General features: G+C 50.1%; 24 protein-coding genes. 7 read left to right on the forward strand and 17 right to left on the reverse strand.

Features of this window, described 5'->3' with window-relative positions; all coding sequences use genetic code 11:
* Nucleotides 1-2: 2 nt before the first annotated feature.
* The 7 genes from nifK to nifB form a co-directional block, all read right to left on the reverse strand.
* Entirely contained in the window at nucleotides 3-1,532 is a 1,530-nt protein-coding gene (gene nifK, locus WS_RS06635; protein WP_011139242.1) for a nitrogenase molybdenum-iron protein subunit beta, read from the reverse strand.
* Between the two features lie 17 nt (nucleotides 1,533-1,549).
* Nucleotides 1,550-3,004 carry a nitrogenase molybdenum-iron protein alpha chain gene (nifD, locus tag WS_RS06640; protein WP_011139243.1) on the reverse strand — a complete coding sequence of 485 codons (1,455 nt, stop codon included), beginning with the start codon at nucleotides 3,002-3,004 and terminating at the stop codon, nucleotides 1,550-1,552.
* 10 nt (nucleotides 3,005-3,014) lie between these two features.
* Nucleotides 3,015-3,392, reverse strand: a complete 378-nt coding sequence (locus tag WS_RS06645) for a hypothetical protein (RefSeq protein WP_011139244.1) — start codon at nucleotides 3,390-3,392, stop codon at nucleotides 3,015-3,017.
* A gap of 26 nt (nucleotides 3,393-3,418) precedes the next feature.
* Nucleotides 3,419-4,330 (reverse strand): nitrogenase iron protein, encoded by a 912-nt coding sequence (gene nifH, locus WS_RS06650; protein ID WP_011139245.1) that lies wholly within the window; start codon nucleotides 4,328-4,330, stop codon nucleotides 3,419-3,421.
* Between the two features lie 216 nt (nucleotides 4,331-4,546).
* The gene (locus WS_RS06655) at nucleotides 4,547-4,777 is read right to left on the reverse strand and encodes a hypothetical protein (RefSeq protein ID WP_011139246.1); all 231 of its coding nucleotides are present in this window, start codon (nucleotides 4,775-4,777) and stop codon (nucleotides 4,547-4,549) included.
* 3 nt (nucleotides 4,778-4,780) lie between these two features.
* On the reverse strand, nucleotides 4,781-5,911 hold the full coding sequence (nifV, locus tag WS_RS06660; protein ID WP_011139247.1) for a homocitrate synthase: 1,131 nt from the start codon (nucleotides 5,909-5,911) through the stop codon (nucleotides 4,781-4,783).
* A 25-nt stretch (nucleotides 5,912-5,936) separates the two neighbouring features.
* Nucleotides 5,937-7,286 carry a nitrogenase cofactor biosynthesis protein NifB gene (gene nifB / locus WS_RS06665; protein WP_011139248.1) on the reverse strand — a complete coding sequence of 450 codons (1,350 nt, stop codon included), beginning with the start codon at nucleotides 7,284-7,286 and terminating at the stop codon, nucleotides 5,937-5,939.
* A gap of 146 nt (nucleotides 7,287-7,432) precedes the next feature.
* On the opposite strand from nifB, the gene WS_RS06670 reads away from it, so the two are divergent.
* From WS_RS06670 to WS_RS06700, 7 genes are all read left to right on the forward strand, one after another.
* Nucleotides 7,433-8,569, forward strand: coding sequence for an aldo/keto reductase (locus tag WS_RS06670; RefSeq protein ID WP_011139249.1), 1,137 nt, complete (start codon nucleotides 7,433-7,435; stop codon nucleotides 8,567-8,569).
* Nucleotides 8,559-10,214 carry an L-aspartate oxidase gene (locus tag WS_RS06675; RefSeq protein WP_011139250.1) on the forward strand — a complete coding sequence of 552 codons (1,656 nt, stop codon included), beginning with the start codon at nucleotides 8,559-8,561 and terminating at the stop codon, nucleotides 10,212-10,214. The genes WS_RS06670 and WS_RS06675 overlap by 11 nt, the downstream gene beginning before the upstream one ends.
* A 30-nt stretch (nucleotides 10,215-10,244) precedes the next feature.
* On the forward strand, nucleotides 10,245-10,451 hold the full coding sequence (gene nifT, locus WS_RS06680) for a putative nitrogen fixation protein NifT (RefSeq protein ID WP_011139251.1): 207 nt from the start codon (nucleotides 10,245-10,247) through the stop codon (nucleotides 10,449-10,451).
* Nucleotides 10,452-10,460: 9 nt separating this feature from the next.
* The gene (locus WS_RS06685) at nucleotides 10,461-10,760 is read left to right on the forward strand and encodes a nitrogen fixation protein NifQ (RefSeq protein WP_041571843.1); all 300 of its coding nucleotides are present in this window, start codon (nucleotides 10,461-10,463) and stop codon (nucleotides 10,758-10,760) included.
* Between the two features lie 2 nt (nucleotides 10,761-10,762).
* Nucleotides 10,763-11,956 (forward strand): ATP-dependent Clp protease ATP-binding subunit ClpX, encoded by a 1,194-nt coding sequence (clpX, locus tag WS_RS06690; protein WP_011139253.1) that lies wholly within the window; start codon nucleotides 10,763-10,765, stop codon nucleotides 11,954-11,956.
* Complete coding sequence (locus WS_RS06695) at nucleotides 11,949-13,487, forward strand: sigma-54-dependent Fis family transcriptional regulator (protein WP_011139254.1); 1,539 nt, start codon at nucleotides 11,949-11,951, stop codon at nucleotides 13,485-13,487. The genes clpX and WS_RS06695 overlap by 8 nt, the downstream gene beginning before the upstream one ends.
* 67 nt (nucleotides 13,488-13,554) lie before the next feature.
* On the forward strand, nucleotides 13,555-14,664 hold the full coding sequence (locus tag WS_RS06700; RefSeq protein ID WP_011139255.1) for a DNA adenine methylase: 1,110 nt from the start codon (nucleotides 13,555-13,557) through the stop codon (nucleotides 14,662-14,664).
* On the opposite strand, the gene WS_RS06705 is transcribed toward WS_RS06700, so the two are convergent.
* The 10 genes from WS_RS06705 to WS_RS06745 all read right to left on the reverse strand — a co-directional run bounded on the left by WS_RS06705 (nucleotide 14,661) and on the right by WS_RS06745 (nucleotide 24,961).
* Nucleotides 14,661-16,550 (reverse strand): methyl-accepting chemotaxis protein, encoded by a 1,890-nt coding sequence (locus tag WS_RS06705; protein WP_011139256.1) that lies wholly within the window; start codon nucleotides 16,548-16,550, stop codon nucleotides 14,661-14,663. The genes WS_RS06700 and WS_RS06705 overlap by 4 nt on opposite strands.
* Before the next feature lie 125 nt (nucleotides 16,551-16,675).
* A complete protein-coding gene (locus tag WS_RS06710; protein WP_011139257.1) occupies nucleotides 16,676-17,059 on the reverse strand; it encodes an ACT domain-containing protein in 384 nt (127 codons plus the stop codon).
* A 112-nt stretch (nucleotides 17,060-17,171) separates the two neighbouring features.
* On the reverse strand, nucleotides 17,172-17,837 hold the full coding sequence (locus WS_RS06715; RefSeq protein ID WP_011139258.1) for a DUF4198 domain-containing protein: 666 nt from the start codon (nucleotides 17,835-17,837) through the stop codon (nucleotides 17,172-17,174).
* The gene (locus tag WS_RS06720; protein ID WP_011139259.1) at nucleotides 17,834-19,030 is read right to left on the reverse strand and encodes a PepSY-associated TM helix domain-containing protein; all 1,197 of its coding nucleotides are present in this window, start codon (nucleotides 19,028-19,030) and stop codon (nucleotides 17,834-17,836) included. The genes WS_RS06715 and WS_RS06720 overlap by 4 nt, the downstream gene beginning before the upstream one ends.
* Before the next feature lie 155 nt (nucleotides 19,031-19,185).
* Complete coding sequence (locus WS_RS10975; RefSeq protein ID WP_158305206.1) at nucleotides 19,186-19,329, reverse strand: hypothetical protein; 144 nt, start codon at nucleotides 19,327-19,329, stop codon at nucleotides 19,186-19,188.
* 10 nt (nucleotides 19,330-19,339) lie between these two features.
* Nucleotides 19,340-19,651, reverse strand: a complete 312-nt coding sequence (locus WS_RS06725; RefSeq protein WP_011139260.1) for a hypothetical protein — start codon at nucleotides 19,649-19,651, stop codon at nucleotides 19,340-19,342.
* Nucleotides 19,648-21,927 (reverse strand): ferrous iron transporter B, encoded by a 2,280-nt coding sequence (feoB, locus tag WS_RS06730; protein WP_011139261.1) that lies wholly within the window; start codon nucleotides 21,925-21,927, stop codon nucleotides 19,648-19,650. The genes WS_RS06725 and feoB overlap by 4 nt, the downstream gene beginning before the upstream one ends.
* Nucleotides 21,914-22,162 (reverse strand): FeoA family protein, encoded by a 249-nt coding sequence (locus WS_RS06735; RefSeq protein ID WP_232013720.1) that lies wholly within the window; start codon nucleotides 22,160-22,162, stop codon nucleotides 21,914-21,916. The genes feoB and WS_RS06735 overlap by 14 nt, the downstream gene beginning before the upstream one ends.
* 130 nt (nucleotides 22,163-22,292) lie before the next feature.
* Entirely contained in the window at nucleotides 22,293-22,961 is a 669-nt protein-coding gene (locus tag WS_RS06740) for a hypothetical protein (protein WP_011139263.1), read from the reverse strand.
* Nucleotides 22,962-22,987: 26 nt separating this feature from the next.
* Nucleotides 22,988-24,961, reverse strand: a complete 1,974-nt coding sequence (locus tag WS_RS06745; protein ID WP_011139264.1) for a TonB-dependent receptor domain-containing protein — start codon at nucleotides 24,959-24,961, stop codon at nucleotides 22,988-22,990.
* Between the last annotated feature and the right edge of the window lie 119 nt (nucleotides 24,962-25,080).

The following is a 25,080-nucleotide window of genomic DNA, read 5'->3' on the forward strand; positions in this document are numbered from 1 at the left end:
GCTTATCGCACCGCGTCAAAGAAGAAGTCGGTTTTGGCGATCTGCTTGGTGTCCTCATCCATTTTGTCAAGAACTTTGTTCACGATCCATGTCAAAAGATTCAAGGTTCCTTTGTATCCTGAGATGCTGTATCGGTGCAAATGGTGTCGATCAAAGATAGGGAATCCTACGCGAATGAGGGGGATTCCTGTATCTCGCTCTAGCTCTTTACCATAGGTGTTGCCGATCATGAAATCAACAGGCTCAGTAAAGAGAAGGCTTCTCATGTGCCATAGGTCTTTGCCTGCCCAGACATGAAGATCCTTAGCAGGAGAGGTGGCAAGAAGGGCTTTCATCTCCTCTTCCCAGCCATCAGGGGCATTGTGGCAAAGCACATGTTTAGGCTCTGCCCCCATCTCGATGAGGAAGCTAACCGCTCCGATAAGAAAATCAGGATCGCCCCAAATCGCAAAGCTTTTACCATGCATATAGGGGTAGCTATCCTGCATTGCATCCACAAGGCGACCGCGCTCATCTTTGAGCTTTTGGGGGACGCTCTTGCCTGTGAGCTTAGAGATCGCGCTCACAAAAGCATCAGTTCCCGCTAGACCGATAGGGTTGAGCTCTAGCGTCTCTTGTTTGAACTTCTTAGCAAAGCTCTTCATCGTTCTTGGCGTAGTGTACTTCTGAAGCGTGATGGTCACTTTGCTCGCGCCCGCATCTCTTGCATCATCAAGCTTGGTGCCGCCGCTGAACATCTGGTATTTACCCGCAGGCATATCCCACTGCTCAGAGTGATCCCCTAGCATGATGTAGTCCGCTCCAAAAGCCTCAACGATCTCTTTCACTTCGCGGAGGCTTCCGATATAGGGCTCAAATCCAGGGATGATGTTGATTCGATCTTTTTTGTCAGCGCTCTGAGAAACATTGGAGAGCTGAGTGATGATCGAATACATCATGTTGTCATAGCCCGTGATATGAGAGCCCTTGAAGCTAGGAGTATTCGCATAGGGGACAGGGTAGTCCGCAGGAATACTTCCAGCGCTTCGAGCGTTTTCAACAAACGCTTGAAGGTCATCTCCGATAACTTCAGCCATGCAAGTCGTAGAGACGGCAATCATCTCAGGCTTATACATAGCGTAGCAGTTGGCTAGACCATCGATCATATTCTGCAATCCTCCAAATACCGCCGCATCCTCGGTCATAGAGTCACTCACGCAAGGCGTGGGCTCTTTGAAGTGGCGCGTGAAGTAGGATCGGAAGTAAGCCACGCAACCGTGACTTCCATGAACATAAGGCATAGTGTTTTCAAATCCAAGAGCCACCATGACCGCGCCAAGAGGCTGGCAAGCCTTGGCAGCGTTGATGGTGATCGCTTCTCTGGCGAGGTTTTTCTCTCGATACTCCCAGCTCTTTGTCCAATCAGCAACTTTGGCGACCTCATCGCAACTAGGCATGCCTTCAAATTCGGCGCGCTTTTGGGTGAAAATCTCCTGATACTCAGGTCTAAGGAAGAGATCTTTTCCTGTGACGATATTTTCAATAGTTTGCATCTTTCATCCTTTCCTAATCAATCCCAAGGGGCAGTGTTGTGTGCCCATACAGGAGAGTTGACCGCCATCTCAATGTCTCTAGCAAAGATAGCAAAGCCATCATAGCCATGGTAAGGACCGCTGTAATCCCAAGAGTGCATCTGTCTAAAGGGCAGACCCATCTTTTGAAAAACATACTTCTCCTTCACCCCGCTAGCCACGAGATCAGGTCGGAGTTTGTCAACAAACTTCTCAAGCTCATACTCGTTCACATCGTCATAAACCAAGACGCTGCCACTCACCTCTTCTTTGGTTCTCTGATAGTCATCATCATGGGCAAACTCATATCCAAGTCCGATCACTTCCATGCCAAGATCCTCATAAGCACCAATGATGTGTCGCGATCTGAGACCTCCGACATAAAGCATCACGGTTTTGCCCTCAAGTCTTGGCTTGTACTTGGCGATGACAGCTTCAGTGATCGCCTTATACTTGGCGATAACCTCTTCGGCTTTCTTCTCGATCTCAGGGCCAAAATGTTTGGCGATGGCTCGAAGAGAAGCTTCGATCTTGCTTGGACCAAAGAAGTTATACTCCATCCAAGGAATCCCGTACTCCTTCTCCATGTGTCTAGCCACATAGTTCATGCTTCGATAGCAGTGGAGAAGATTGAGCTTCGCCTTGGGCCCTGCTGTGATCTCTTTAAAGGTGCTATCGCCACTCCATTGAGCAATGACGCGAAGCCCCATCTCTTCAAGCAAGATTCTAGAGCTCCATGCATCTCCACCGATGTTGTAGTCGCCGATGATCGCTACATCATAGGGTGTAGCGACAAAATCTTTATTGACCTCATCGCTCAAGGGGAACATGATGTCTCGAATCGTGTCATTAGCAATGTGGTGACCCAAAGATTGGGAAACCCCTCGGAATCCTTCACAGGAGACCGCTACGACTGTTTTGCCTGTTTCGGCACTCTTTTTTCTAGCCGCGGCTTGAATGTCATCCCCAATCAGACCGATAGGGCACTCAGATTGAACGGTGATTCCATGATTGAGAGGGAAGAGATCATTGATCTCATCGATCGCTTGCTGGAGCTTCTTGTCTCCCCCAAAAACGATATCTCGCTCTTGGAAATCGGTGCTGAAGTTGACGGTAACGAATGTATCCACCCCTGTGGTGCCGATGTAATAGTTTCGTCGTCCGCCTCGGCTGTATTGACCGCATCCAATAGGTCCGTGGCTGATGTGAACCATGTCTTTGACAGGCCCCCATACCACCCCTTTACTCCCAGCGTAGGCACAACCTCGCTGAGTCATCACGCCAGGGGCGGATTTTTTGTTGCTTCGCACACCGCCGCAAGTCTTTTGGCTCTCATCATCGGGAGCACCTACACCTAGATGCTTAGAGCGATTCTTCGCGGTTTTTTCCGGATAGGCGGCCAAAACCTCTTCGATGGCCTCTTTCTGTAGGGCCTTTAGTTCTTCTGCTCTCATCGCGATTCTCCTAGTTGTAGATAACGTCGATCGTTAGCGGCTCCATACCGTCAAATTTTCTGCAAAGATCAAGCGTTTCATCATCTTTATCAAGCTTTTTGCTAAGCTCACTCATTTGATACTTGTTGGTGTAGTAGAGGTATCTTGGAGCTTTCTTCTCGTTGCCCTCTTGGAAAAAGTGAACCAACGCCTTCGCTAGAAGCGTGTTGGTGTTTTGGTAGGTCTTAAAAAGCTCTACGGAAGTGCTTTTGTTGCTACCCATATAGATTTTGATCTCTTTGACTTTAGCCATGCTATCGCCAAGCGCACCTTCTAGCTTCTCGATCACCTTCTCAGAAGGGATTTGGTTGCCCATTTCGGCAGGGAAGTGGAATCCTAGTACAAACATGATCTCTCTCCTTCTTCTTTTATTTCTTAAGCTTCCGCTTTTTTGCCGACATTTTCTTCGTCGAACTGCTCAGCGATACCAAACTCCATGAGGAGCGATTCAAGGTCATCCATGTTCATAGGGGTAGGAATGACTTTGAGGTCGTTATGAACGATCTTGCGAGCCAACTCTTTATACTCCTCCGCTTGAGTAGAGGTCTCTGCGTACTCTACGACTGTCATTCGTCTAAGCTCAGCGTGCTGAACGATATTGTGTCGGGGCACAAAGTGAATCATCTGAGTTCCAAGCTTGGTCGCTAGTGCGTTAGCGAGGTCATACTCTCGGTCAGTCATCCTAGCGTTACAAATCAATCCAGCCAGTCTCACACCGCCGCTGCTAGCGTATTTCAAAATACCTCTAGAGATGTTATTGGCCGCATACATCGCCATCATCTCTCCAGACATAACGATATAGATCTCTTGAGCTTTACCCTCACGGATAGGCATCGCAAAACCGCCGCAAACAACGTCACCCAAAACGTCATAGCTAACAAAGTCAAGCTCATCGGAATAGGCACCCTCTTCTTCAAGGAAGTTGATCGCAGTGATAACCCCTCTTCCTGCGCAACCTACGCCTGGCTCAGGACCGCCAGATTCGGCGCATTTGATCCAACCGCCACTAGGGCTTGGCTGCTCAGGATTAAAAGGCCCCGCTCCAGGCTTACAGACATCTTCTAGCTCTAGGTCTTCAACTGTGCCCACCTCTGCTGCGAGCTGCATAATCGTGGATTGTGCTTTCTCGTGCAGAATCAATCGAGTTGAATCCGCTTTAGGATCGCACCCTACGATCAAGATTTTTTTACCAAAGTAATACGCCATTGCCGCCAAGGTGTTTTGAGAAGTAGTCGATTTACCGATACCGCCCTTACCATAGAAGGCTATCTGTCTCAAGCCTGCCATTTCATCTCCTTTGTTTTGTTTTGGTTACGCCCTACTTATTGCATACTCTATTCCGAGAAAAAAATATTTAGGGGAAAAAGTTTTGGGCAGAGCAACTTGGTGTAAAAAAGGGAGATGAAATATCGATTCGGTGGGGCTATGGAGAGAAAATTGGGAGAGAAGGTTATCTGGATTATTGAATGAAGAATCAAAAAGCGATTTGCACTGGGCGCCCTCTCACCCCAGCAGTCGTTCGATCTCATCAAGATCAAACTCCCCATAAAAACTCATATCAAAGAGCTTCTCCAGCGCCTTGCGGCAGCAGACTCGATCACACCCCGTGACGAGCTTTTTGGCTTTGCGAAAGGGAAGGCTTGTATTTTGGAAGATGACGATCGCCTCGCGGGTGGTTTTGCCCCCGCACTCGCAGACGATTCTATCCAGCACACGGTGATGAGGGTCAAACACCGCTTACCCCTCTTTTTGGGAGTGGCGCTTGTGCGAGAGGTAGAGACAAAAGAGCTCTTTAGCGCTCAGGGGTTTTTTGTTTTTGGTGACGATTTCACGCACCAGTGGGAGTAGATCGCTCGCTTCGCCCTTCTCGATCAGTGGGACAAACTGCTTGAGATGATAGATTAGATTGGCACTCCCTGAATGCTTGCCAATAGGGTATTCGCGGCTCGCACCCACCAGTTCAGGGGAAAAAGGCTCATAGAGGCCCTCGCTTTTTTGATTTCCATCGGCATGAATTCCGCTCTCATGCCAAAAGAGGCGACTCCCCACCACAGGAGCCGTGGGGGCTAGAGCCACGCCTGCGGCTTTGGCGACCTTTTGGACAAGGGCTTTCAAAATAGTAGAATCGAGTGTACGATTTTGTCCAAACTGCCCGATGAGGCTCAAAAGAACCTGCTCAAATCCCGCATTCCCTGCGCGCTCACCGATTCCTATCACGGTCGTATTGACGCTTTGGGCTCCCGCCTCGATTCCTGCAATAGAGTTCGCCACCGCCATCCCATAATCATTATGGCAGTGCATCTCAACAGGAAGCGTGCAATGGCGCCGAAGAGAGCGAATCGCCCTGTAGGTCTGGAGTGGCGTGAGGATACCCACCGTATCACAAAATCGCACTCTATCCGCACCCCTCTCCATGGCCAGTGCGATCACCTCCTTGAGGAATCGAGCGTTCGCGCGCGATGTATCCTCCATCCCCACACAGACAAAAAGCCCCTCTTTTTTAGCGATAGTGAGGGTCTCTTCTAGATTGGAGAGCACTTTGGCATACTTCCCGCGAAACTTCGCCGCGACCATTTTAGTCGAGACAGGAATCGAGAGATCGACCGCCTTCATCCCACACGCCAAACTCGCCTCTAGGTCGCTTTGGGTGGCTCGATTCCAGCTCATGAGGCGCAAAGGAAGCCCGAGAGAGAGGATGGCTCTAATGTCTTCGCGCTCTGCCTCACCCATGGCTGGGATTCCAATCTCTAGCTCATCCGCTCCCGCTTCATAAAGAAGCTTGGCGATCTCGCACTTCTCCTCTTGGGTGAAAGCCACCGTGGGAGCCTGCTCTCCATCCCTAAGCGTTGTGTCGTTGATCGTGATCATGGCGCCCCCTTTGTTTTGGTGCGGTTTAGTTGGCCTCTAGCTCCTGCGGTGCGATCATCCCCAAAGCCTCGTGGAGTCTCATCCCCTCTGCTTCGATGCAAGTAATTCCCGCTTTTTGGAGCTTCTCTCTAGGTGTTTTACCGATTTTGGCGGTCACGAGATAGTCGATATCATGGAGTTTTTGCAAAATCTCTTCAATCGGATTGGCCTCATGACAGCTGCTCTTGCCTTGGCAGTAACTCCCTTGGAGCCGTCTCACCCCCACGGCTTTGAGGTGATCTCCGATCCACTCATAGATGATAAACTCTTTGGCGTCTCCAAAATGAAGATCCGCTCGCTCCTCTAGACGGCTAGTGAGCGCGATGAGCTTGCCTTGGGTAGCCATGGAGGGCAGTTTGCCCTTTTGGGGAATCGCCTCTCTTTTTTGGAGGAGCCGCTCCTTGGTGGCTCTTCTAGAGGGGAGATCATAGAGAGTGGCGAGCTCCTCCATGGGGAGTGCGAGAAATTCGCCTTGGGCAAACTCCGAGCTTCTATCTTCGCCCAAGATTCCCACCGCATCGGCTCGACACTGTCGGCAATGGCTCATCTGCTCTACGCCAATATCGCACCGCTTTCTCATCTCCTCTACCTGCGCATCCGTGGCGCTAGGCACCCCATGATCGGAGAAGTATGTCCCAAACTCAGGCAAAGAGAGCAGCGGCATGATGTTGTGGAGCGCCACGCCCATGCTCTTGATCTTTTTGGCGACATGGGGAAGCTCCTCTTCATTGACCCCAGGGATCAGCACCGAGTTAATCTTCACCATCATCCCTAACCTCACGCACTCTTCGATTCCCTTAAGCTGGCGATTGAGCAAGAGTTCTGCTCCCTCCTCCTTGGTGTAGCGCTTTTTGCTGTGAGTGTCATAGACCCACGCATAGATCTTTGCGCCTACGCTAGGGTGAATGGCATTGAGCGTCACGGTGAGGTGATCCACACCAAGCTCTTTGAGTTTTTTGGCGTAAAAAGGGAGCATGAGTCCATTAGTGGAGATGCATAGCTTCAGGTCGGGCGCATACTCTTTAAGAAGCCCTAGCGTCTTAAAGGTCTGCTTGGGATTAGCGAGCGCATCTCCGGGGCCTGCGATCCCCGCCACGCTCAATCCTTCGATCTTTGATCCTGCATAAAGAACCTTCTTCACCGATTCCTCAGGCGAGAGCTTCGTGGTGGTCACGCCCGGTCTTGATTCGTTACTGCAATCAAACTTGCGGTTGCAGTAGTTGCATTGAATGTTACACGCGGGCGCCACGGGGAGGTGGATACGAGCAAAGAGCCCGTGCGCCTCGTGGCTATAACAGGGGTGGTCTTGGTTTGCGGGGTTGCATGAGGTGCTCATGGGTGGCTCCTGTGATTTAAAATCAAATCTCCCCGAAAGATTGCATACCCTGTTCCAAAAATGACTGCCTATTTTTTAAACAGTCAAAATTTCAAAAATGTCATACAATGCCACCACAAACTTCCATTTCCGTCAAGGAGAATCAAATGAGAATCAAAGGATGCGCCACAGCCGAATCGACCAAGGCTTATGCGGCGCATTTTGCGCAGGTTGATGGATTTTACAAAATTGCGCAAGGCCTGACATTTTCCTCTTTGGGTGTGGGAAGTTTTGCTCCTGAAGCGTATAAAGAGGAGAATTATCTCTACACTTTTAAAGAGCCTATAAAAGAGGCAGTCCTCAATGGAATCAACCACATTGACACCGCCGCTAGCTACCGCTACAACCAAAGCGAGCGCGAGATTGGCGAGGCGCTCGGTGAGCTTTTAGAGATGGGCACCCAAAGAGAATCGCTCATCATCGCCTCCAAGGGGGGCTTTTTCCCTCTAGAGTATCCCTTCCCGAACAACCCCTATACATGGATTAAAGAGAGGGTCATCAAGCCAAATCTTGCCCAAGAATCAGACATTTTCACCGATGAATATTGCCTCTCTCCTGATTATCTCCGCTGGAGCCTAGAGCGCTCTTTGGAGAATCTAGGGCTAGAGAAGCTCGATATTTTTTACCTCCAAAACCCCGAACACGCCCTAGGTCACCTCACTAAAAAAGAGCTTCTATCTCGTCTAGAAAAGGTTTTTTGCGCGATGGAATCGTGGGTTAGCGAGGGATTGGTGAGCTATTTTGGCATCGCCTCTTGGAATGGATTCCTCAATGACCCCACCCATTTAGAGTATCTTTCGCTTCAAGAGATCGTGAACATGGCCCAAAAAATAACCAACGATTCTCACTTGAAATTTGTCCAAATTCCCTACAATCTCGCCAAAATCCAAGGGGTTGGCTACGCCAATCAAGCCGTGGGCAAAGAGGGCTACTATCCTGCTTTCATCGCGGCTCAAAAATTGGGCTTGCACTCCATCACCAGCTCTTCACTTCTTAGGCTTCACCTCTTTAAACGCCCCTTTTCTGAGGAGTTTCGTGCGCTTTGCGGCAAAGAGGCGATGAGCGATCTTCAGCGCGCCTTGCAATTTTCACGCTCCAATCCTTACGCGCTAAGCGCCCTCTTTAGCACCAAAAATGCCGACCATCTACTCCATAACATGGAGCTAAAAATGATCAAACCTCTCTCCAAAGAGGCCTATTTCAAGCTATTTTCAACACTAGGGAGGGATAGAGATGCTGTATGACTTATTGGTGATTGGGAGCGGAATCGCAGGGCTTAGAGCGGCGATAGAGGGGAGCCAAAGAGGGCTTAGGGTCGCGCTTTTGAGCAAAGGAGCATTCATGCGCTCCAATAGCTCGCTAGCCTGTGGCGGTATCAATGCTGCACTTGGCAACGCAGAGCCCGATTCCCCTCTTGTTCACCTTGAGGACACCCTAAGAGGGGGTGATGGTCTCGCCCTCAAAGAGGCGGCGCAAATTCTCTGCCAAGAGGCTCCCGCGGAGATTGGATTCCTCGCCTCCATCGGTGTGGCGTTTGATCAGCAAGATGAGAGAATTGCCCAAAGAGCCTTTGGCGGGATGGGCAAAAAGCGCACCTGTCATATTGGCGACAAAACAGGAGGAGCCATCACGCAGACTCTCTTTAGAGTCATCATGCAAAAATACCCCATCCACTGGATCAAAGAGCGGATGCTTCTCTCGCTTTTGGTGCACGAGGGAGTCATCTCAGGAATCACCGCGCTCAATCGCCAAACCTCTGAGATCGAGCTTTTGGGTGCTAAGGCGGTCGTGCTAGCAAGCGGAGGCTATGGCGGAATCTATCACGAACACCACACCAACACTCCAGAAATCACCGGAGATGGTCAAGCCGCCGCTCTTAGAGCGGGGCTTCGACTCTCCAATATGGAGTTTGTCCAGTTCCACCCCACCACACTCCCTAGAACCCACGCGCTCATCAGCGAAGCCGCGAGAGGCGAAGGGGGAATCCTCATCAACGAATCAGGGGAGCGATTCATCGATGAGCTCCTCACGCGCGACAAGCTTGCACGAAAAATTGCCAAAGAGCTCTCAGAGGGGAGACGGGTCTTTTTAGATGTGCGCCACTTGGGTGAGGCGCTTTTAGAGCGTAAGCTCCCTTCGCTGCTCAAAATCGCCATGAGCGAGGGAATCAACCCCATCAAAGAGCCTATCCCCATCATCCCCTCCGTGCACTACTCCATGGGAGGAATCGAGTGCGATCTTGGCGGAGCGACCGCGATTAAAGGGCTCTATGTCGCTGGAGAAGTGGCTTGCAATCTGGTCCATGGCGCCAATCGCCTTGGGGGCAACTCCCTCCTAGAATCGGCTGTTTTTGGGCGTATCGCGGGAGAAAATGCCGCGAAATTTGCCCAAAGTCACGACTATCACGACTTCCGCCTAGAGCCCATCGCCAAGGACACCAATCTCGTCGAGCATATCCTTGGAGGCGAAAATCGCTATAACTTCCAGAGTATCCGCAAGACCCTAGGCAAGACCCTCTACGAAAAAGCGGGGATTTTCCGCACCCAAGAGGGCTTGCATGGGGCGCTGGATTATGTCTCCTACCTCAAAAGAATCTGGATTGGGTGCCACTGTATCCACAAACAAAAAGAGTATAACAGCGAGCTTCAGGCGATTCTTGAGCTTCGCAATATGCTAGAGGTGAGCGAGGCCATGCTCCTTAGCGCCCTAGCGCGAGAAGAGAGCCGAGGGGCGCACTATAGGGAAGATTTCCCCGAAAAAGATGAGAAGCTTTTTGGTACTCCAAGCTTCGTCAAAAAGCTAGAGAGCGGCAGGCTTTACATGGAGTTTGAGCCCAAAGAGGGTGCCAAGGGATGGCTCAATCGCCTCAAAAAGCGGCTCACCCGCTAGAAATTCAACCCAAAAACAAAGGAGATTTAGATGGCTAAAGTGATGCTAACCCAACGAGGCGAGGAGATCAAATTCTATATCGCCAAAAAAGATATGGAAGAGGTGATCGAAAGCGTGGAGATTGATGGAGAGACTTACGGGGGCGAAGTGCTTCTCAAAAATGGCGATCGCTGGTATTTCGACCCCATCCCCAAAAAATTTCCCGCGGATGTAGTGGCCAAGAGAGTCGGGGAGTAGGAAACTCTCATGGAAAAGATTCTGGCGATTCTGCAAGAGCATGCCGCTTCGCCTTATGCTAGGGAGGTCATCGCTCCGATGATCGCTGAGCGAGCCTATGGAAAAAACCACCTCTATGAGGATATGGGTTTTCCCTCTCGCAAAGATTACAACGCCTTCATGGCGATTCATTTTCCCCTCTTGGCACAAGAGAAGCCAAAGGAGAAGCGTTGGAAGAAATTCCTCTTTGACACCATCGGCGAAATCGCCCCTGCCTGTGCATTTTGTGGCGATACAGATGAGTGTTTTAGCTGTGATTTGGTGGTATAACGATGAAAAATTTACAATGTTCTTACTGTGGCAAAAAAGAGCCCTTGGTGAAGCGAATTTTTGGCGGCAGCCATCAAGCTTTCATCTGTAATGAGTGTATTGTAGAGTTTTTTAACCTCTTGGAGCGCGAAGAGGAGAATCGCAAGCAAAAGGATGTCCGCTCGCACCTCCCCAAGCCTCAAGAGATCGCTCAATTTCTAGACCAATATGTGATCTCGCAAGAAAAAGCCAAAATGGCGCTCTCAGTCGCCCTCTACAACCACTACAAACGCATCTCCTACCCCAAGCACCATCACATTGAGCTAGAGAAGAGCAACATCCTCCTTCTAGGGCCAAGCGGGAGCGGCAAGACTCTGCTGGCTAAAACCCTCGCTAGAGTGCTCAATATCCCCTTTGCTATGAGCGATGCCACGGCGCTCACTGAGGCGGGCTATGTGGGCGAGGATGTCGAATCGATTCTCTCTCGACTCCTCCATGCCGCCTCCTTTGATATCGAAAAAGCCCAAAAAGGAATCGTCTATATTGATGAGATCGACAAGATTGCCAAAAAAGGCGAGAGCGTGCAGAGCGGTCGAGATATCGGAGGCGAGGGAGTCCAGCAAGGGCTTTTGAAGATTTTAGAGGGGGCTAGCGTCTATGTTCCGCTCAAAGGGGCACGCAAAAACTCCAACACCGAAACCGTGCTCTTTGATACCAAAGATGTGCTCTTTATCTGCGGGGGCGCGTTCGTGGGAATCAAAGAGGAGCGAGGCGAAAAAAGAAGTGGATTTTTGGCCTCCAACCCCTCATCTCCCACCCAAAGAACCCTGCGCAAACAGCTCCTCTCTTATGGGATGATTCCTGAATTCATCGGACGGATTCCCCTGATTTTGGAGCTAGAACCTCTCAACCTAGAATCGCTTGTGAAGATCCTCAAAGAGCCCAAAGATTCGATTATCGCTCAATATCAATACCTCTTCTCACTCGATGGCGTGAAGCTTGAATTCACCGATGAGGCCCTCCTGGCCATCGCCCAAAAATCCCTCGATGAAGAGCTTGGAGCAAGAGGCTTGAGACATATTTTAGAGGAGATTCTCATGCCTCTTTTATTTGAAATTCCCTCCAAAGAGGAGGTCACCCAAGTGAGCATCACTCAAGGATTCGTCTTAGGGAATAGCGAAGCCCTCATTTTAGAGCCAAGGAGAGAAGATGGATAATTCCTGTCACACCCCCTCAAATCGATGCACCCGCTATCAGGAGCTACGCGCACTCTATGATATCTCTTTGGCTTTAGGGGGAAGCGTCGGCGAAGTGAAAAAGGCGTTTGAAGAGGCGCTTGGACTGCTCAAGCGCCACTTTTTCCTCGATAAAAGCGTCTATTATGAGCTCAGCGAAGAGAGTCAAACCCTCAATGTCTTTGCCTCTGCAGGGCTCAGCAAAGAGCAGGAGTTCCTCGCTAGCTACAAGGTAGGCGAAGGCGCTACAGGGCTAGCCGCCAAAGCTAGAGAGCCCATCATCGTGGAGAATATCCATCAAAACCTCCTCTTTTTGAATAAAAGCGGCAGTCGCAACGAGGGGGAAATCTCCTATCTTGCCGTCCCCGCTCTCTCCCAAGAGAGAATTCTTGGAGTGCTTGGCGTGAGCCTCACCAAACACTCTATGAGTGATTTTGATGAGATGGTGACAATTCTCACCATCGCCGCCTCTCTCATGGCGCAGGCAAGACGCATCCACCAAAGCATCCACGAAGAGAAGAAGCGCATCAGCGAAGAGAAACTCTACTACAAAGAGGAGCTTCTCAAGCAGAGCGAGATCATCGGCTACAGTCCACCTATCAAGCGAGTCTCAGAGATCATCGCCAAGATCGCCCCCTCTAGCGCTACGGTGCTCATCCGAGGCGAGACGGGCACAGGCAAGGAGCTCATCGCTAAAGCGATTCACAACTATAGCCCACGCAAAGAGAAGCCCTACATCAAGCTAAACTGCGCCGCTATCCCAGAGAATCTTCTAGAGAGTGAGCTTTTTGGACACGAAAAAGGGGCTTTTACAGACGCGAGGGAGACGCGCAAGGGGCGATTTGAGCTCGCCGATGGCGGGACGCTCTTTTTGGATGAGGTGGGCGATTTGAGCCTGCCTTTGCAAGCGAAGATTCTCCGTATTTTGCAAGAGCAGGAGTTTGAGCGCGTGGGCGGAAGCAAAACCATCAAAGTGGATGTGCGCATTGTCGCTGCGACCAATCGAGACCTCGAAGAGATGGTGCGCATGGGGGATTTTAGAGAGGATCTCTTCTACCGCCTCAATGTGATTCCCATCTTTTCGCCCCCCTTGCGCGACAGGGGCGATGATGTGATTCTTCTTTCGCGTTACTTTCTGGAGCGATTCTGCAAGCGCCACGCCAAAGAGCTCCACCTCACCCCTAAGGCCGAGGAGCTTCTTAAACACTACGATTGGCCGGGTAACATTCGCGAACTGGAGAATAGCATCGAGCGGCTTGTTTTGCTTGCCCCCTCAGAGAGCATCGATGAAGAGGTGGTGCTCTCTGTGCTTCCTGGTCGTGTGCATGGCTACACCAAAGAGGTCAAAACTAGAGCCGACTTAGAGGAATTGGAGCGCTCAGCGATCATCAAAGCGCTCAAAGAGTGTCATGGAATCAAGCTCCAAGCCGCCAAAAAATTGGGAATCACCAATCGCCAAATCGGGTACAAAATCCAAAAATATGAGATTGAGCCTGAGGATTATTTAAGCTAGTGTTTTCTATTTGACTTTGCTTCACGAATCTTTTATAATCGCCCCACTTTAATCAAGCGAGCGATATTTGAAAGAAAAGAGACCTCTTCAGCCCTTCATCAAGTGGGCAGGCGGCAAGGAGCGAGAGCTCCCCCTCATCCGCCCCCATCTCCCCTTGCGCATGGAGCGCTATTTTGAGCCTTTTATTGGAGGGGGAGCGCTCTATTTGGACACCCAAGCCTCCGCCTACTACATCAATGACAAATCCAACGAGCTCATCTTGCTCTATCGCCTCATCCAAACCCAAGAGGCGACCTTTTTGGAACACCTAGAGCGCCTCAATCAATCCAAAAAAGCGCTCCTATCTCTCGCCCAAGAGCGCCTCGCTCTTTGGATTTGCGAAGAGTCGCTCCATCTTAAGGACTCTTCGCTTTTAAATTGGCTAGAGGCACAAAAAGCCTCCATAGGGGAGATCGAAGGGGCTCTTTTGGGTTGTATGAATGGATTTATATTTCATTTCATTCAAGAGGCAATGCTTGATAAACTTTCTCGCATGAAAACGCTCGAAAAAAAACGTGGGATTTTAAAAGCGGAGGACAGAATCAAGAATCTCTCCTCCGCGATCCAAGCAGGGCACTACACCGCCCTAAGAGAGCTCTACAATCACCCTGAGCGCTATGACTACTCTGACTCTTTTTTGGGAGCGCTCTTCTTTTTTATCCGAAGCTACGCCTATTCGGGGATGTTTCGCTACAACTCCAAGGGAGAGTTTAACGTCCCCTATGGCGGTATTGGCTACAACAAAAAATTTCTTGACCGCAAGATCGCCTTTTTTAAGAGCGAAGAGCTCCACGCCAAGCTCCAAGCCACTCAGATAGAAAATCTCGACTTTGAGGAGTTTTTGAGGAGACACTCCCCCACGAAAGAGGATTTTATCTTTTTGGATCCACCCTATGATTCGGAGTTTAGCACCTATGCGGGGAATCTCTTTGGCAAGGAGCACCAAGAGCGCTTGGCTTCTTATCTCCTCAATGAGTGCGAGGCGCGCTGGCTTATGGTGATCAAGGAGACCGATTTTATTTTGGGGCTTTACACGCAAAGAGGGATCACCCTCTCGCGCTTTAAGAAGCGCTACGCCGTCTCATTCAAAAACCGCAACGACCCCCACGCCACGCATCTCATCATTCAAAACTATTAGTGTGTTTTAAAGCGCCCTAACACGCGGCTAAGCTCATCGGCGGTCTGCTTGATGGCACTTGAGATTCCCACGATGGCTTCGATTCCCTCGGCGTTGGAGCGGGCGAGCGTGTGAATATTAGCAATCTCTTCGCCAATCTTCTCGACTCTTTTAGAGAATCCTCCAATCTCTTTGGCATTTTCCCTGATCTTCTCTGCACTCAAAGAGACCCCCTGGGAGGCCTCAGTGAGGCGCGAACTGATCACTTCAGACTGCCCTGCGATGGCTTCGATTCCTTTAGCGCTCTCATTCATCATTGAGCTTGAGTCACTCACGGATTGGACGATAAGATTGATGATTCCATTGATCTCGCTGAGACTCTTTTGGGTGCGCTCAGCTAGCTTTCTCACCTCATCGGCCACCACGGCAAAGCCCCTGCCATGCTCTCCAGCCCTAGCGGCTTCGATGGCGGCATTAAGCGCAAGGAGATTGGTCTGATCGGCGATATCGTTGATGATAGTGAGCACGCCTTTAACACTATCAGCCTCCCGGCTCAACTGCTCTAGCTTCATAGAGAGCTCGCCCTCGGCCACAGAGGTGGATTGAATGGATTGGAAGATTCCAAGGATTTCACCGCGCGTCTCCTCCAATATTTGAACCGCTTCGAGCATCTCTTCTTTGGTCATCTCAGCCTTTTGAGAGGTCTTGGAGGCAAGCGCGCTCACCTCTAGCCCCTCTTTGGAGAGCGACTGGATGATGAGCGATTCCTCCTTGACATTGCGATCCATCCGCTCAGACGCCCCTTGCAAAGAGACGGAGAGATCGGAGTTTTTCCTCGCGTCCTCTTTGGAAGCATGAACAATCTCGCGAACCGCCCCAATAAAGGCGTTAGTCGCCACCGCGATCTCCCCAATCTCATCTTGGCTCTTGGTCTCTAGGCGCTGGGTCAAATCCCCCTCTCCTCGCGCCAATCCCTCGGTCATCTTCTTTAGCTCAATCATGGGTGCAATCAGCACCTTTAACACTGCCACCACCAAAATCACCGTCAATAAAAGAAATCCAACCCCCATCATCACGCCCAAAAGCGCGCTCTTCTTTGCACCTGCATAGACCTCCGACTCTTTGGCGAGGCTGAGTGCGATCCAGCCATTAGAAAGCTTGGCATAAGAGATCATGAAATCTTCGCCTCCAATTTGAGCGCTTCCCACTCCTTCGCTCTCTTTGGAGATGGCGCTTTTAAGTCTAGTCAAAGAGCCATCAAGTGCTTCTAGTGGCTTCAGCAAAAGCGATTCTTGAGGGTGAGCAATGATCTCTAACTTTTGATTGAGAAGCATTCCATAGCCGCTCGGAGAGATTTTGGTGGCGCTCACCTGCTCTTGAATCATCTTCATGGCGACATCAAAGCCCACTACTCCAGCAAATTTCTGCCCCTCCAAAAGAGGCGCAGTGAAAGAGATAACCATTTGATTCGTAATAGAATCCACATAAGGCTCTGTCACATAGGGCTTGAGCAATGCTTTGGTCTCCATATACCATGGTCGCTTATGGTGATCATAGGTGGCAGGCGGAATCCAATCCGTCCCATCGATAAATTTCCCCTGCTCAAACGCCGCATACACTCCTAGGTAGCCTGTCGACTTGAGGCTCTCTTTGAGTAGGGGAAGCGTATCTCTAGAATCGACACGCGCAATGGCACGCGCGGTGAGATCAGTCAAGCTCTTATTGAGAGCAATCCACTCTTCGATCTTCTGCTTTTGACCTGTTGTCACTTTCAAAAGTCCGTGTTCCATGCTCTCATTCACCATAGAGAGACTCTGGCGATAGCTCAAAGCCAGAATCGAACCCATGCTAATGATCGCAACCGCCCCAACCGCCGCGACAATTTTTTGCCCAAAACCCCACGCCATTCGCTGCTCCTTGCCACATTAAAATATCAAAAAATTCACTGTCAAAATAGTAACAGAATTTTATTGCAGAAATAGAAATTCGTTAAGGATTAAGATTAATTTTTAGGCACTTTATAAGCCAAAGCTTACTCGCCCTTCACGCGATACCCTGCTCCCCCTAAGGCATGAATCGCTTTATAAACTCTATCTTCTCGCACTAAAATATAGTCCGTATCGTAGGTCGAAACCACAAAAATGGAGATTGATTCTTGGGCGAGAATCGAGCTGATTTCAGCGATCACTCCCACCAAAGAGAAATCAAGCACGCCCAAGATTCCAAGCACACGCCATCCCCTCTCTGCCTTGACCCCCATAGGGATACTCTCCTCTAGGGCAACGATAGAGAGCTCTTGATTGGTGCGTGTAATAGAAAAAAACTCTCCCCTCATCGCCCACTCTGGAATCCTAGATGAAGATTCTAGGCGACACACCCCAAAGCTCTCTTGGAGCAAAACCAACTCTAAATTCATAAAAAACCTTGTTTTGTCGCAAAAGTTGTGGATTAAAAGAAGAGTTTAGCAGGTTATTGAGAGGCTTGCAAACTCCCCGCCCAAAAAAGGGAGGGGAGGAAGGAGGAAATATTTAAGGCTTGAGATTCCAGTCAATCCCCTTCTCAGTTTTAAAAACGAGCGTGTAGATATAGACTCGCTCATCATACTCTTGATCTCCCATCACCCCTTTGTTCTCATCGGTATGGTTCACCTCCGCAAGATACATTCCCTTCCATGGGGTTAGGATAGTGATTTTTCCCTCATCATTGCTCTTAAAAGTCTTAGACCATTTGTGGGGTGCGTAGAGCGTGACATCAACCCTAGGGAGAGGCTTGCCATCAAACATCACCGTGAAGGTGTCGCCCCCAGCCTTCTCAGGCACCAAATCAAGAATCGTGAGAGATTTCACCTCTCGTCTCCCCTCTCTGGCGAGGAAGGTGTATTGAGTGGCTTTGTTGGTGAGTTTGCTTTTACGCACGGGCATCGCTTCGATTATTGCCGTATCCCCCACTTTGGAGAGATCAAATCGGACATGATTCTGCAAGCGCTCACTCTTTTTAAAAGAGCCTTCGGGCAAAAATTGATCAAGTTTTACATTGTCAAACGCCTTGCCCTTCTCCTCCATTAGATCATGCGACCAGTGCCCAAAATACGCCTTGATCACATCTCCCTCTCGCTCCATCCACACTTGATGCGCTTGAGCGCTCAAAGCCAAAGCGCATCCAAGCGCCAAACCGATTAGACCTTTTTTCGTCATGATTGCTCCTTTTTAAATTTGAGGTTGAAAAGTGAAATGCGAGAGAAGGGATTCTTCTTCCACCACAAATAGAGTCCGCTAATGCAAGCCCATGTGATGACCAATCCTAAAATCGCAACAAAGATCCGCCCCCCTATACCCGCAATCTGTCCTGAGTGGAGTGGAAACTGAAGATGGGTGAAACGATCCCCAACGCTTCCCCTCCCCGGAATATAGCGACTCACATACTCGCCGCTCTCCGCATGAATGACAATCCTTGGAGTGCCATATCCTAGGGGGTGCTTGGGCCCAAAGAGCACCATATAGCTTCTAAAGCCCCCTAGATAGAAGATGGAGCGAGGTTCAAGCTCGATTCCCTCGCCCGCCAACGCCACCCTTGCCCTCTCTAACGCCTCATCAAATTCCACCTTAGGGCGAAACTTTGGATCAGGCGGATAGCGTTTGAGCGCCTCAAAGGGGAGAGGGGTCAAAGGCGAAAAGAGTCCCACCACAGGGCGAAAAAGCTCGTTGCGAAGATTGAGCGCAACACTAGAGAGCGCTAGGAGAAAGAGAGGCAAGAGGAGCCACATCCCAAGCGCTCTATGGGTATCCAAAAACCAGCGATAGCGCTTTGCCCCCCATTTGATCTTCCATGAAGGCTTGAAGCGATGCCAAAAGCCCTCTTTGAAGAGATTGGGGGTGCTAAGCCACACGCCTGAGAGCGTGATAAAAAGCCAAAGGATCGCCACCCCGCCCATGAGCCACACGCCATAGCGATCAGGAAGACCGAGCGTGTAGTGGAATCGATAGAGATAGGGGATGATCGATTCTTGACTGCAACACCTCATCGTGTTTCGTCCGCCCAAAACCTCACCATCCCTTGGATCAATAAAGAGCTGATTGTAGTCACTCCAAGGCTCAGGTGCCCCCTTGCCAAACTTCACTCCCGCCAAAATCGAATCACTCGATTTTTGAGGCAGATGATAGGAGTTGATATGAGCCTGCGGAAAGCGCTCTTTGACCTTGGCGATCCACTCACTGCTCTTTAGCGCCACTCCCTCTTTAGAAGAATCGATAGAGAAGAGCTTGGGATTGAGCCAACGGTCGATCTCATCGGTAAAAGCGATGATAGAGCCACTCAATGCGGCGATGACAAGAAAGATCGTGGAGAGTAGTCCCAGCCACTTATGAATCCAGAGAAAAAAACGACGCATACAGGGCGCTCCTTGCGCATAAACTTTGGGTTCTAAAACTATTTTGAAGATATTTTTTGCGGGCTAGCCCCCTAAAGAATTCCGCCCCCACCCCGAAGAAACTAGCAAAAAGGGCGAGAGAGGGAGCGGCGATTCACCCAAATCATTCCCCCTGTTCAGGGAAGCTTTTTTGACTTCCCCGAACAGGACTTTCCGCCTCCGCAACCACAATCGCGATCTTTAGAGAATATCTGCTTATAGAGAATCCAAATCGCCAAAAGCAGAAATCCTCCCAAGATGGCGCTCTCAAAGGGCTCCATCCTAGACTCCTTAGTTGAGAATCTTTTGGCTCTTGATCTCGACAAAGTGCCCCTCGCCGCCATCAAAAACCACGACATACTCACCATCAGGCTTCTTGAAGGTCGCTTCACTGTTTTTGTCAAGCTTCATCTCTTGCACGACTTTGCCACCTTGAATCACCTTCAAAGTCGCACCCGCCGCGCTTGAGCCATCGCTAAAACCTGCTTCACAACTCACGCTCTTGTCGCCATTGTCAAAGCAATTCATGAGCGCCGTGTGCGCCAAGAGAGATTCTCCTGCTAAAAAAAGCCCCAAAAGGGCGATCCCAAGGGATGATTTCATTTATTCTCCTTTAAAGTTTGATGAAAATTTCTAGGAAAGAATCCAAGCGCCAAAAGGAGCGCTAATAGAATCCCATAAAAGCCAAGAAGCGCTCCCATCGCCGAAAGCTCCAAAGCATTCCCGATAGAGTAAACCCCAATGGCAACCGCAAGCGCCAAAAGGAGCGGATAAAGGAGGGCAAAAAGCGTCCATCTCCAACTCCCTAGCTGAGTCTTTAGCACCACGATAGTCGCGATGCAAGGGGGCGTGAGCGCCATAAAGAGAATCATCGCCACTCCTGCTAGAGCCGAATAGCCCCCTTGAGTCCTAATCCCCTCCTCAGGCCTCACCCCTCCATCGCTCGATTCTTCAAAGAGCGCGCCAAGAGTGGCCACAAAGCTTTCACGCGCGGCAAAAGAGCTCAAAAAGGCGATGTTGATCTTCCAATCAAAGCCAGCGTATTGAGTCACACTCTCTAGCGCACGACCCGCGATTCCTAAATAGGAGTTGGCGATCTTCTCATCTTTGACCTCTCGAAAGAGAGTCTTGCGAGCCGAGATGATTTGACGGAGCGCGCGCTCCACCTTGGCCGCCTCTTTGTCGGATCGATCGCGCACGATCTTAAAAAAGAGGGGTTCGATTTGGGCGTATTTCTCATCAAGCCTTGATAACGCCTCTTGGGTCGTGATTCCCATGCGCTTTTGCTTGTAGTTCTCCGAGAACTCAATGAGCGCCATGACTCTCTGAGGAGTATTGAGTGCTGCCTGATAGGAATTCCCCTCCAAAGCATCCACAAAACGCTCATACGCCCCCTGGATAGAGCGATCAAACTCCTCTTGGCGCTCCTTAGAAACTCCAGGAAATTGGATGAGCACAAAGAGCACGACCGCCACAGCGAGCACGACCGTGACTACCTTTTTGAGGTAGAGCCACACCTTTTGCCATGCCGCAGTGAGCACACCTCGAAGCGTAGGCAGGTGGTAGGGCGGGAGCTCCATGACAAAAGGAAGGGTCTCCTTGGAGCGAAGAAGCGTCAAAGAGAGAATCTTTGCCATGATGAGCGCCACCATCACCGTGAGCGTGGAGATGACAAACATCACCAGCGCCTTCTCCTCCACAAAGAGCACTGAAACCACCAAGACAAAAAAAGGCGTCTTGGCAAGACAATTGAGAAAAGGAACAGTGAGAATCGTCGCCCACCGCGCTCGAACATCGCCAATCCCTCGACTCGCCATAATCGCAGGCACCGCGCATCCACCGACCACCACGCCTCCCATCACATAAGAGAGCGTGCTCTGCCCATGCAAGCCATAGCTCCGAAAGAGCCGATCAAGCGCAAACGCCATTCTCGCCATGTAACCCGAATCTTCGAGAATCGCAATGAGCGAAAAGAGAATCATGAAGATGGGGAGATAGTTCAAAAGCGCCAAAATGCTATTGGCCATCCAAACCCCAAAATCTCGCAAAATAGGAATAGCGCCTAGATGCTCTGGGGGAAGAAGCGAAACAAACTCTTGCTTCAGCCACGCTAGATAAGGCCAAGTGTAGTTGGTGAGCTCATAGCCACGCACGATTGAGAGATCATAGATCGCGTAGATGACCGCGAGCAAAATAGGAAGTGCAAGATAGCGGTGGAGAACGACCTTGTCGATTCGATCACTCAGAGAGCCCTTGGTGCGAGGATCTTTGATAAGGACACTCTCTAATATCTTTTCGCACGCCTCATAGCGAGCGATGGCGATATTTTTTGATTCCTCTCCCTCGCTGAATTGAAGGATTGGCGTGGGAGCATCACTCTTTAGTGCCTCTTGGATTGCATCTAGGATTCGCTTTTTTTCGCTCTTTTGGCGCGCATTACAGAGAATCACTCCGATTCCAAGTTGAGCCTCTAGCGCCTCTAAATCGTAGCGATAGCCCCTGCCCTTAGCGACGTCAGCCATATTGAGCACCAAAAGCACAGGGATTTTAAACTCCATCGCCTGAGTGGTGAGATAGAGTCCTTTGAGGGGATTGGAGGCGTCAATGATATTGAGGATGAGATCAGGCTTCTCTTCTCGCAAATAGGCGAGGCTCACTCGCTCTTCAGGTGAAAAAGTGCTCAATGAGTAGATACCCGGAAGATCGATTAGCTCGACCTCCTGATCCCCCAGCCTAAAATAGGCACTTTTCTTGTCCACCGTGACACCAGGATAGTTGGCGATGTGCTGTTTGGCTCCGCTTAGGGTGTTAAAAAGGGTTGATTTTCCGCAGTTGGGCTGACCCAAAAGAGCGATCTTTAGAGGTCTATTCGAGGCCACAACTTCCCCTGCCCACTTCAATCAGCATCGCTTCAGAGCGCCTAATTCCCACATCACCACTCGCCACCCTCACCCAAAGAGGGTCAAGGAGGGGAGCTTGGCGGATGACTTCGATCTTTCGCCCTGGAAAAAAGCCCATATCAAGAAGCTTGGCAAGTAGCGCGCCTTCGGCCCTCACCTCAGAAATCATCGCCTCTTGGCCATGAGGCAGTTCTGTCAAAGTCATAATTATCATTCTCTCTTTTGGATTGGTAGGGACGCATGATAACAAAAAGAGCGCCATAATTCAATAATCATTATCATAATTGAAAGATTATTCCCTTTTCCGAGGTTTTTTATTCCCCTTTTTGGTACTCATTGGCGGGCTACTTAGCGGGCTCCACCCAAGCGATTCCGCTCTCGTTGACAAAGACTAGCGTCATCACATAGTTGCTCTTCTCATACTCTTTTCCATTGACCACACCCTTGGCCTCATCCATGTAGCTGGCTTCCATGAGATACATCCCCTTCCAAGGAGTCTGAATAGTGACCTTGCCCTCATCATCGCTCATGAGACTTTTAGACCACTTGTGTGGCGCATAGATCGTCACTTTGGTGCGCGCTAAAGGCTTGTCGCGGAAAAGAAGCATAAAAGTGTTGCCCTCAGCGCTCTGTGGAACCAAGTCCAGCTCCATGAGCGCTTTAGTCTCACTTCGCCCATGGCGCGCCAAGAAAGTGGTGCGGATGATCGTCTCCACCATCTTCCCTTTTCTTGGATCTAGCGCCTCTATGAGCGCAATATCCTTGACTTTGCCCAGCTTTAGCTCGATTCCATCCTCAAGAGGCTCGCTCTTTTGAAGCGCTCCTTGGGGGAGAACCTCTTTGCCCTTGATCTCGCCTAGACGCTTGCCACTCCTTTTTTCCATAAAATCGTGCGACCAGTGACCATAATAGGCCTTCGCTACACTCCCCTCTCGCTCAAGCCAGACCTGATGCGCTCCCGCACTCAAAGAAAATCCTGCCACTAGTGCCAAGGTTAAAAGACTCTTTTTCATGTTTTTCCTTTAGGGTTAATTTGAAATTAGAATTTATATTTCACAGCCAATCGAACATCTCGACCCGCCTCTTCAACGATCGAATCGCCACTCTCAAAAGAGCTCTGCTCATAGTAGCTCTTGTCCAAAAGATTGTGCACCGCGAGCGACCATGTGAGTCCCTTGATTGAAGCGGGTCTCCACTGGAGCTCTAAATCATGTGTCACATAGCCAGCGCGCCGGTAGAGCGCAGGAACATCATCGAGCTTATCCACGGCGTGCAGTGTGTAGCCCAACAAAAGTTCAGGCGTCATCTGATAGCTCACATCCCAAACGAATCGATCCCCCATAGAAGCAGCCTTGCGGCGTGAGACCACCACGGGTTCGCCCCCCTCTTCCATCTCGACATGGATAAACCCTAGCGATGTCGCCCAAGCCTCTTTTTCCCAGGAGGCTTTGAGCTCATACCCTTTAGAGATAAGATCCTCCTCTTGGTTGAAAATTTTGGTGATTTTCCCTGAGGGGCCTCCGCTTCGCGTATAATCGATGAGATTTTCGATGGTGGTTTTAAAGAGGGTGGCGCTCAATTTCATGCGGTCATTGTCGGCGAAAACTCCCCGCGTGGAGTATTTGATCCCGCCCTCTTTCTGTTTGGAGATTTCAGGCTTGAACGCTTCGCCATTGTTAAAATTGGCGCTTTGGGTGATGCCCGCCATCCACTGAAGAGGGATGATACCCCCCGCACGAACCGATTCGCTGTAATTGGAAAAAAGCGCCAATCCAGAGAGCAGCTCATACTCTGCGCCGAAGTTGGGCGAGAGCTCATCTCCGCTCAGCGTCTTTGGACCAAAGTCGCTTTTGTAATCATCCCATCGAAGCCCATAGTGCAGCTTCAACGCCTCAACCCTAGTGAGCCCTTGGAGGAAAAGTCCTGTGGTTTTCGCCTCGTTTTCATAGAGAGAGTTCTCTACGATTCCCTTCTCCTGCTCATAATCGCCTCCCAAAGTGAAGCGATGCTGAAAGATTCCAGAATCTAGCGTCATCACATTTTTAAGACTTCCGCCAGTGGTTTGGCTCGTGACATCAAGAAGGCTGGTTCGATTCTCCAAATGGCGCTCGTTACGATAGATCTTGGTTTGAATATCAACATAAGGATTTTCAGGATTGTAGCGATGATCCAGCGTGTAGGTGTCTCGCTTTAAGACCTGAAAATCGGCCTTCTGAGAGGCGCTTGGCGCCCCCATATCACTCCCTGTACTGCCTGAGACATAGTGCCCTGAGCTTTTATTGTGGGTCGCCCCCACTTTGAGCGTGTGCCCCTCAAGATCAAGAAGGCTTAGCTTGGCAAAGTAGTTGCGATCTTTGGTGGCGGTGTAGAGAGCATCCTCTCCACTTCCCCCTCGATAATCATCCTCGTTTTGGCCTGACACATCCACCAAGATTCCCAAATGATCACTGAGCAATCCATAGACAGAAGTGCCCCCGAGATAGCCATCTGAAGCGCTTGCATAGCCACTTCTTAGCATCATGCCAAGCTTTTGATTTCCTTCTAATAGATCTTGGGCGTCCACCGTCTCAAACGCGATACTCCCTCCAAGCGCTCCGCCACCCGAATCGGCGCTAGAGAGCGTGGAGACCTCCACCTGCTTTAAAAGGTCAGGATCAATTCCAAAAGAATCTCCTCGATGCTGGAAGAGGCTTCGCCCCTGTTTGGCTCCATCCACGGTGATATTGAGATTGTTACTCTCAATCCCTCTGAGGTAGATTCGCTGAGCATTTCGACCGCCCCCTCCGATATCCACCGAAGGCTCATTGGCAAAAAGCTCTTTGAGGTCTTTGGCCTGCTTTCGCTCTATCGTTTCAGCATTAATGACCGCAGGAGAACCTCTCTCCTCTTTGGCTTCCGCTGAAACTTTGACGCTGTTTAGCTTCAAACTGGGTGCAAAATCTTCTGCATAGGCCAGCCCCGAAGCCAAACAAAGCGAGAGCGCTACACTCACCCCCCTTCTCTCTATTCCCATTTCGAACCTCCTTCAAAATCGAATGTATCTATCTCTTCATAGCTATTTGAATAACTATTTGGAACGGAGAATGAAACCAAAGTAGGGCTTAAAAGGTGATTAATATTGATAATTGTTCT

This window comes from Wolinella succinogenes DSM 1740 (genome assembly GCF_000196135.1).
In the GTDB taxonomy this organism is placed as follows: Bacteria; Campylobacterota; Campylobacteria; order Campylobacterales; family Helicobacteraceae; genus Wolinella; species Wolinella succinogenes.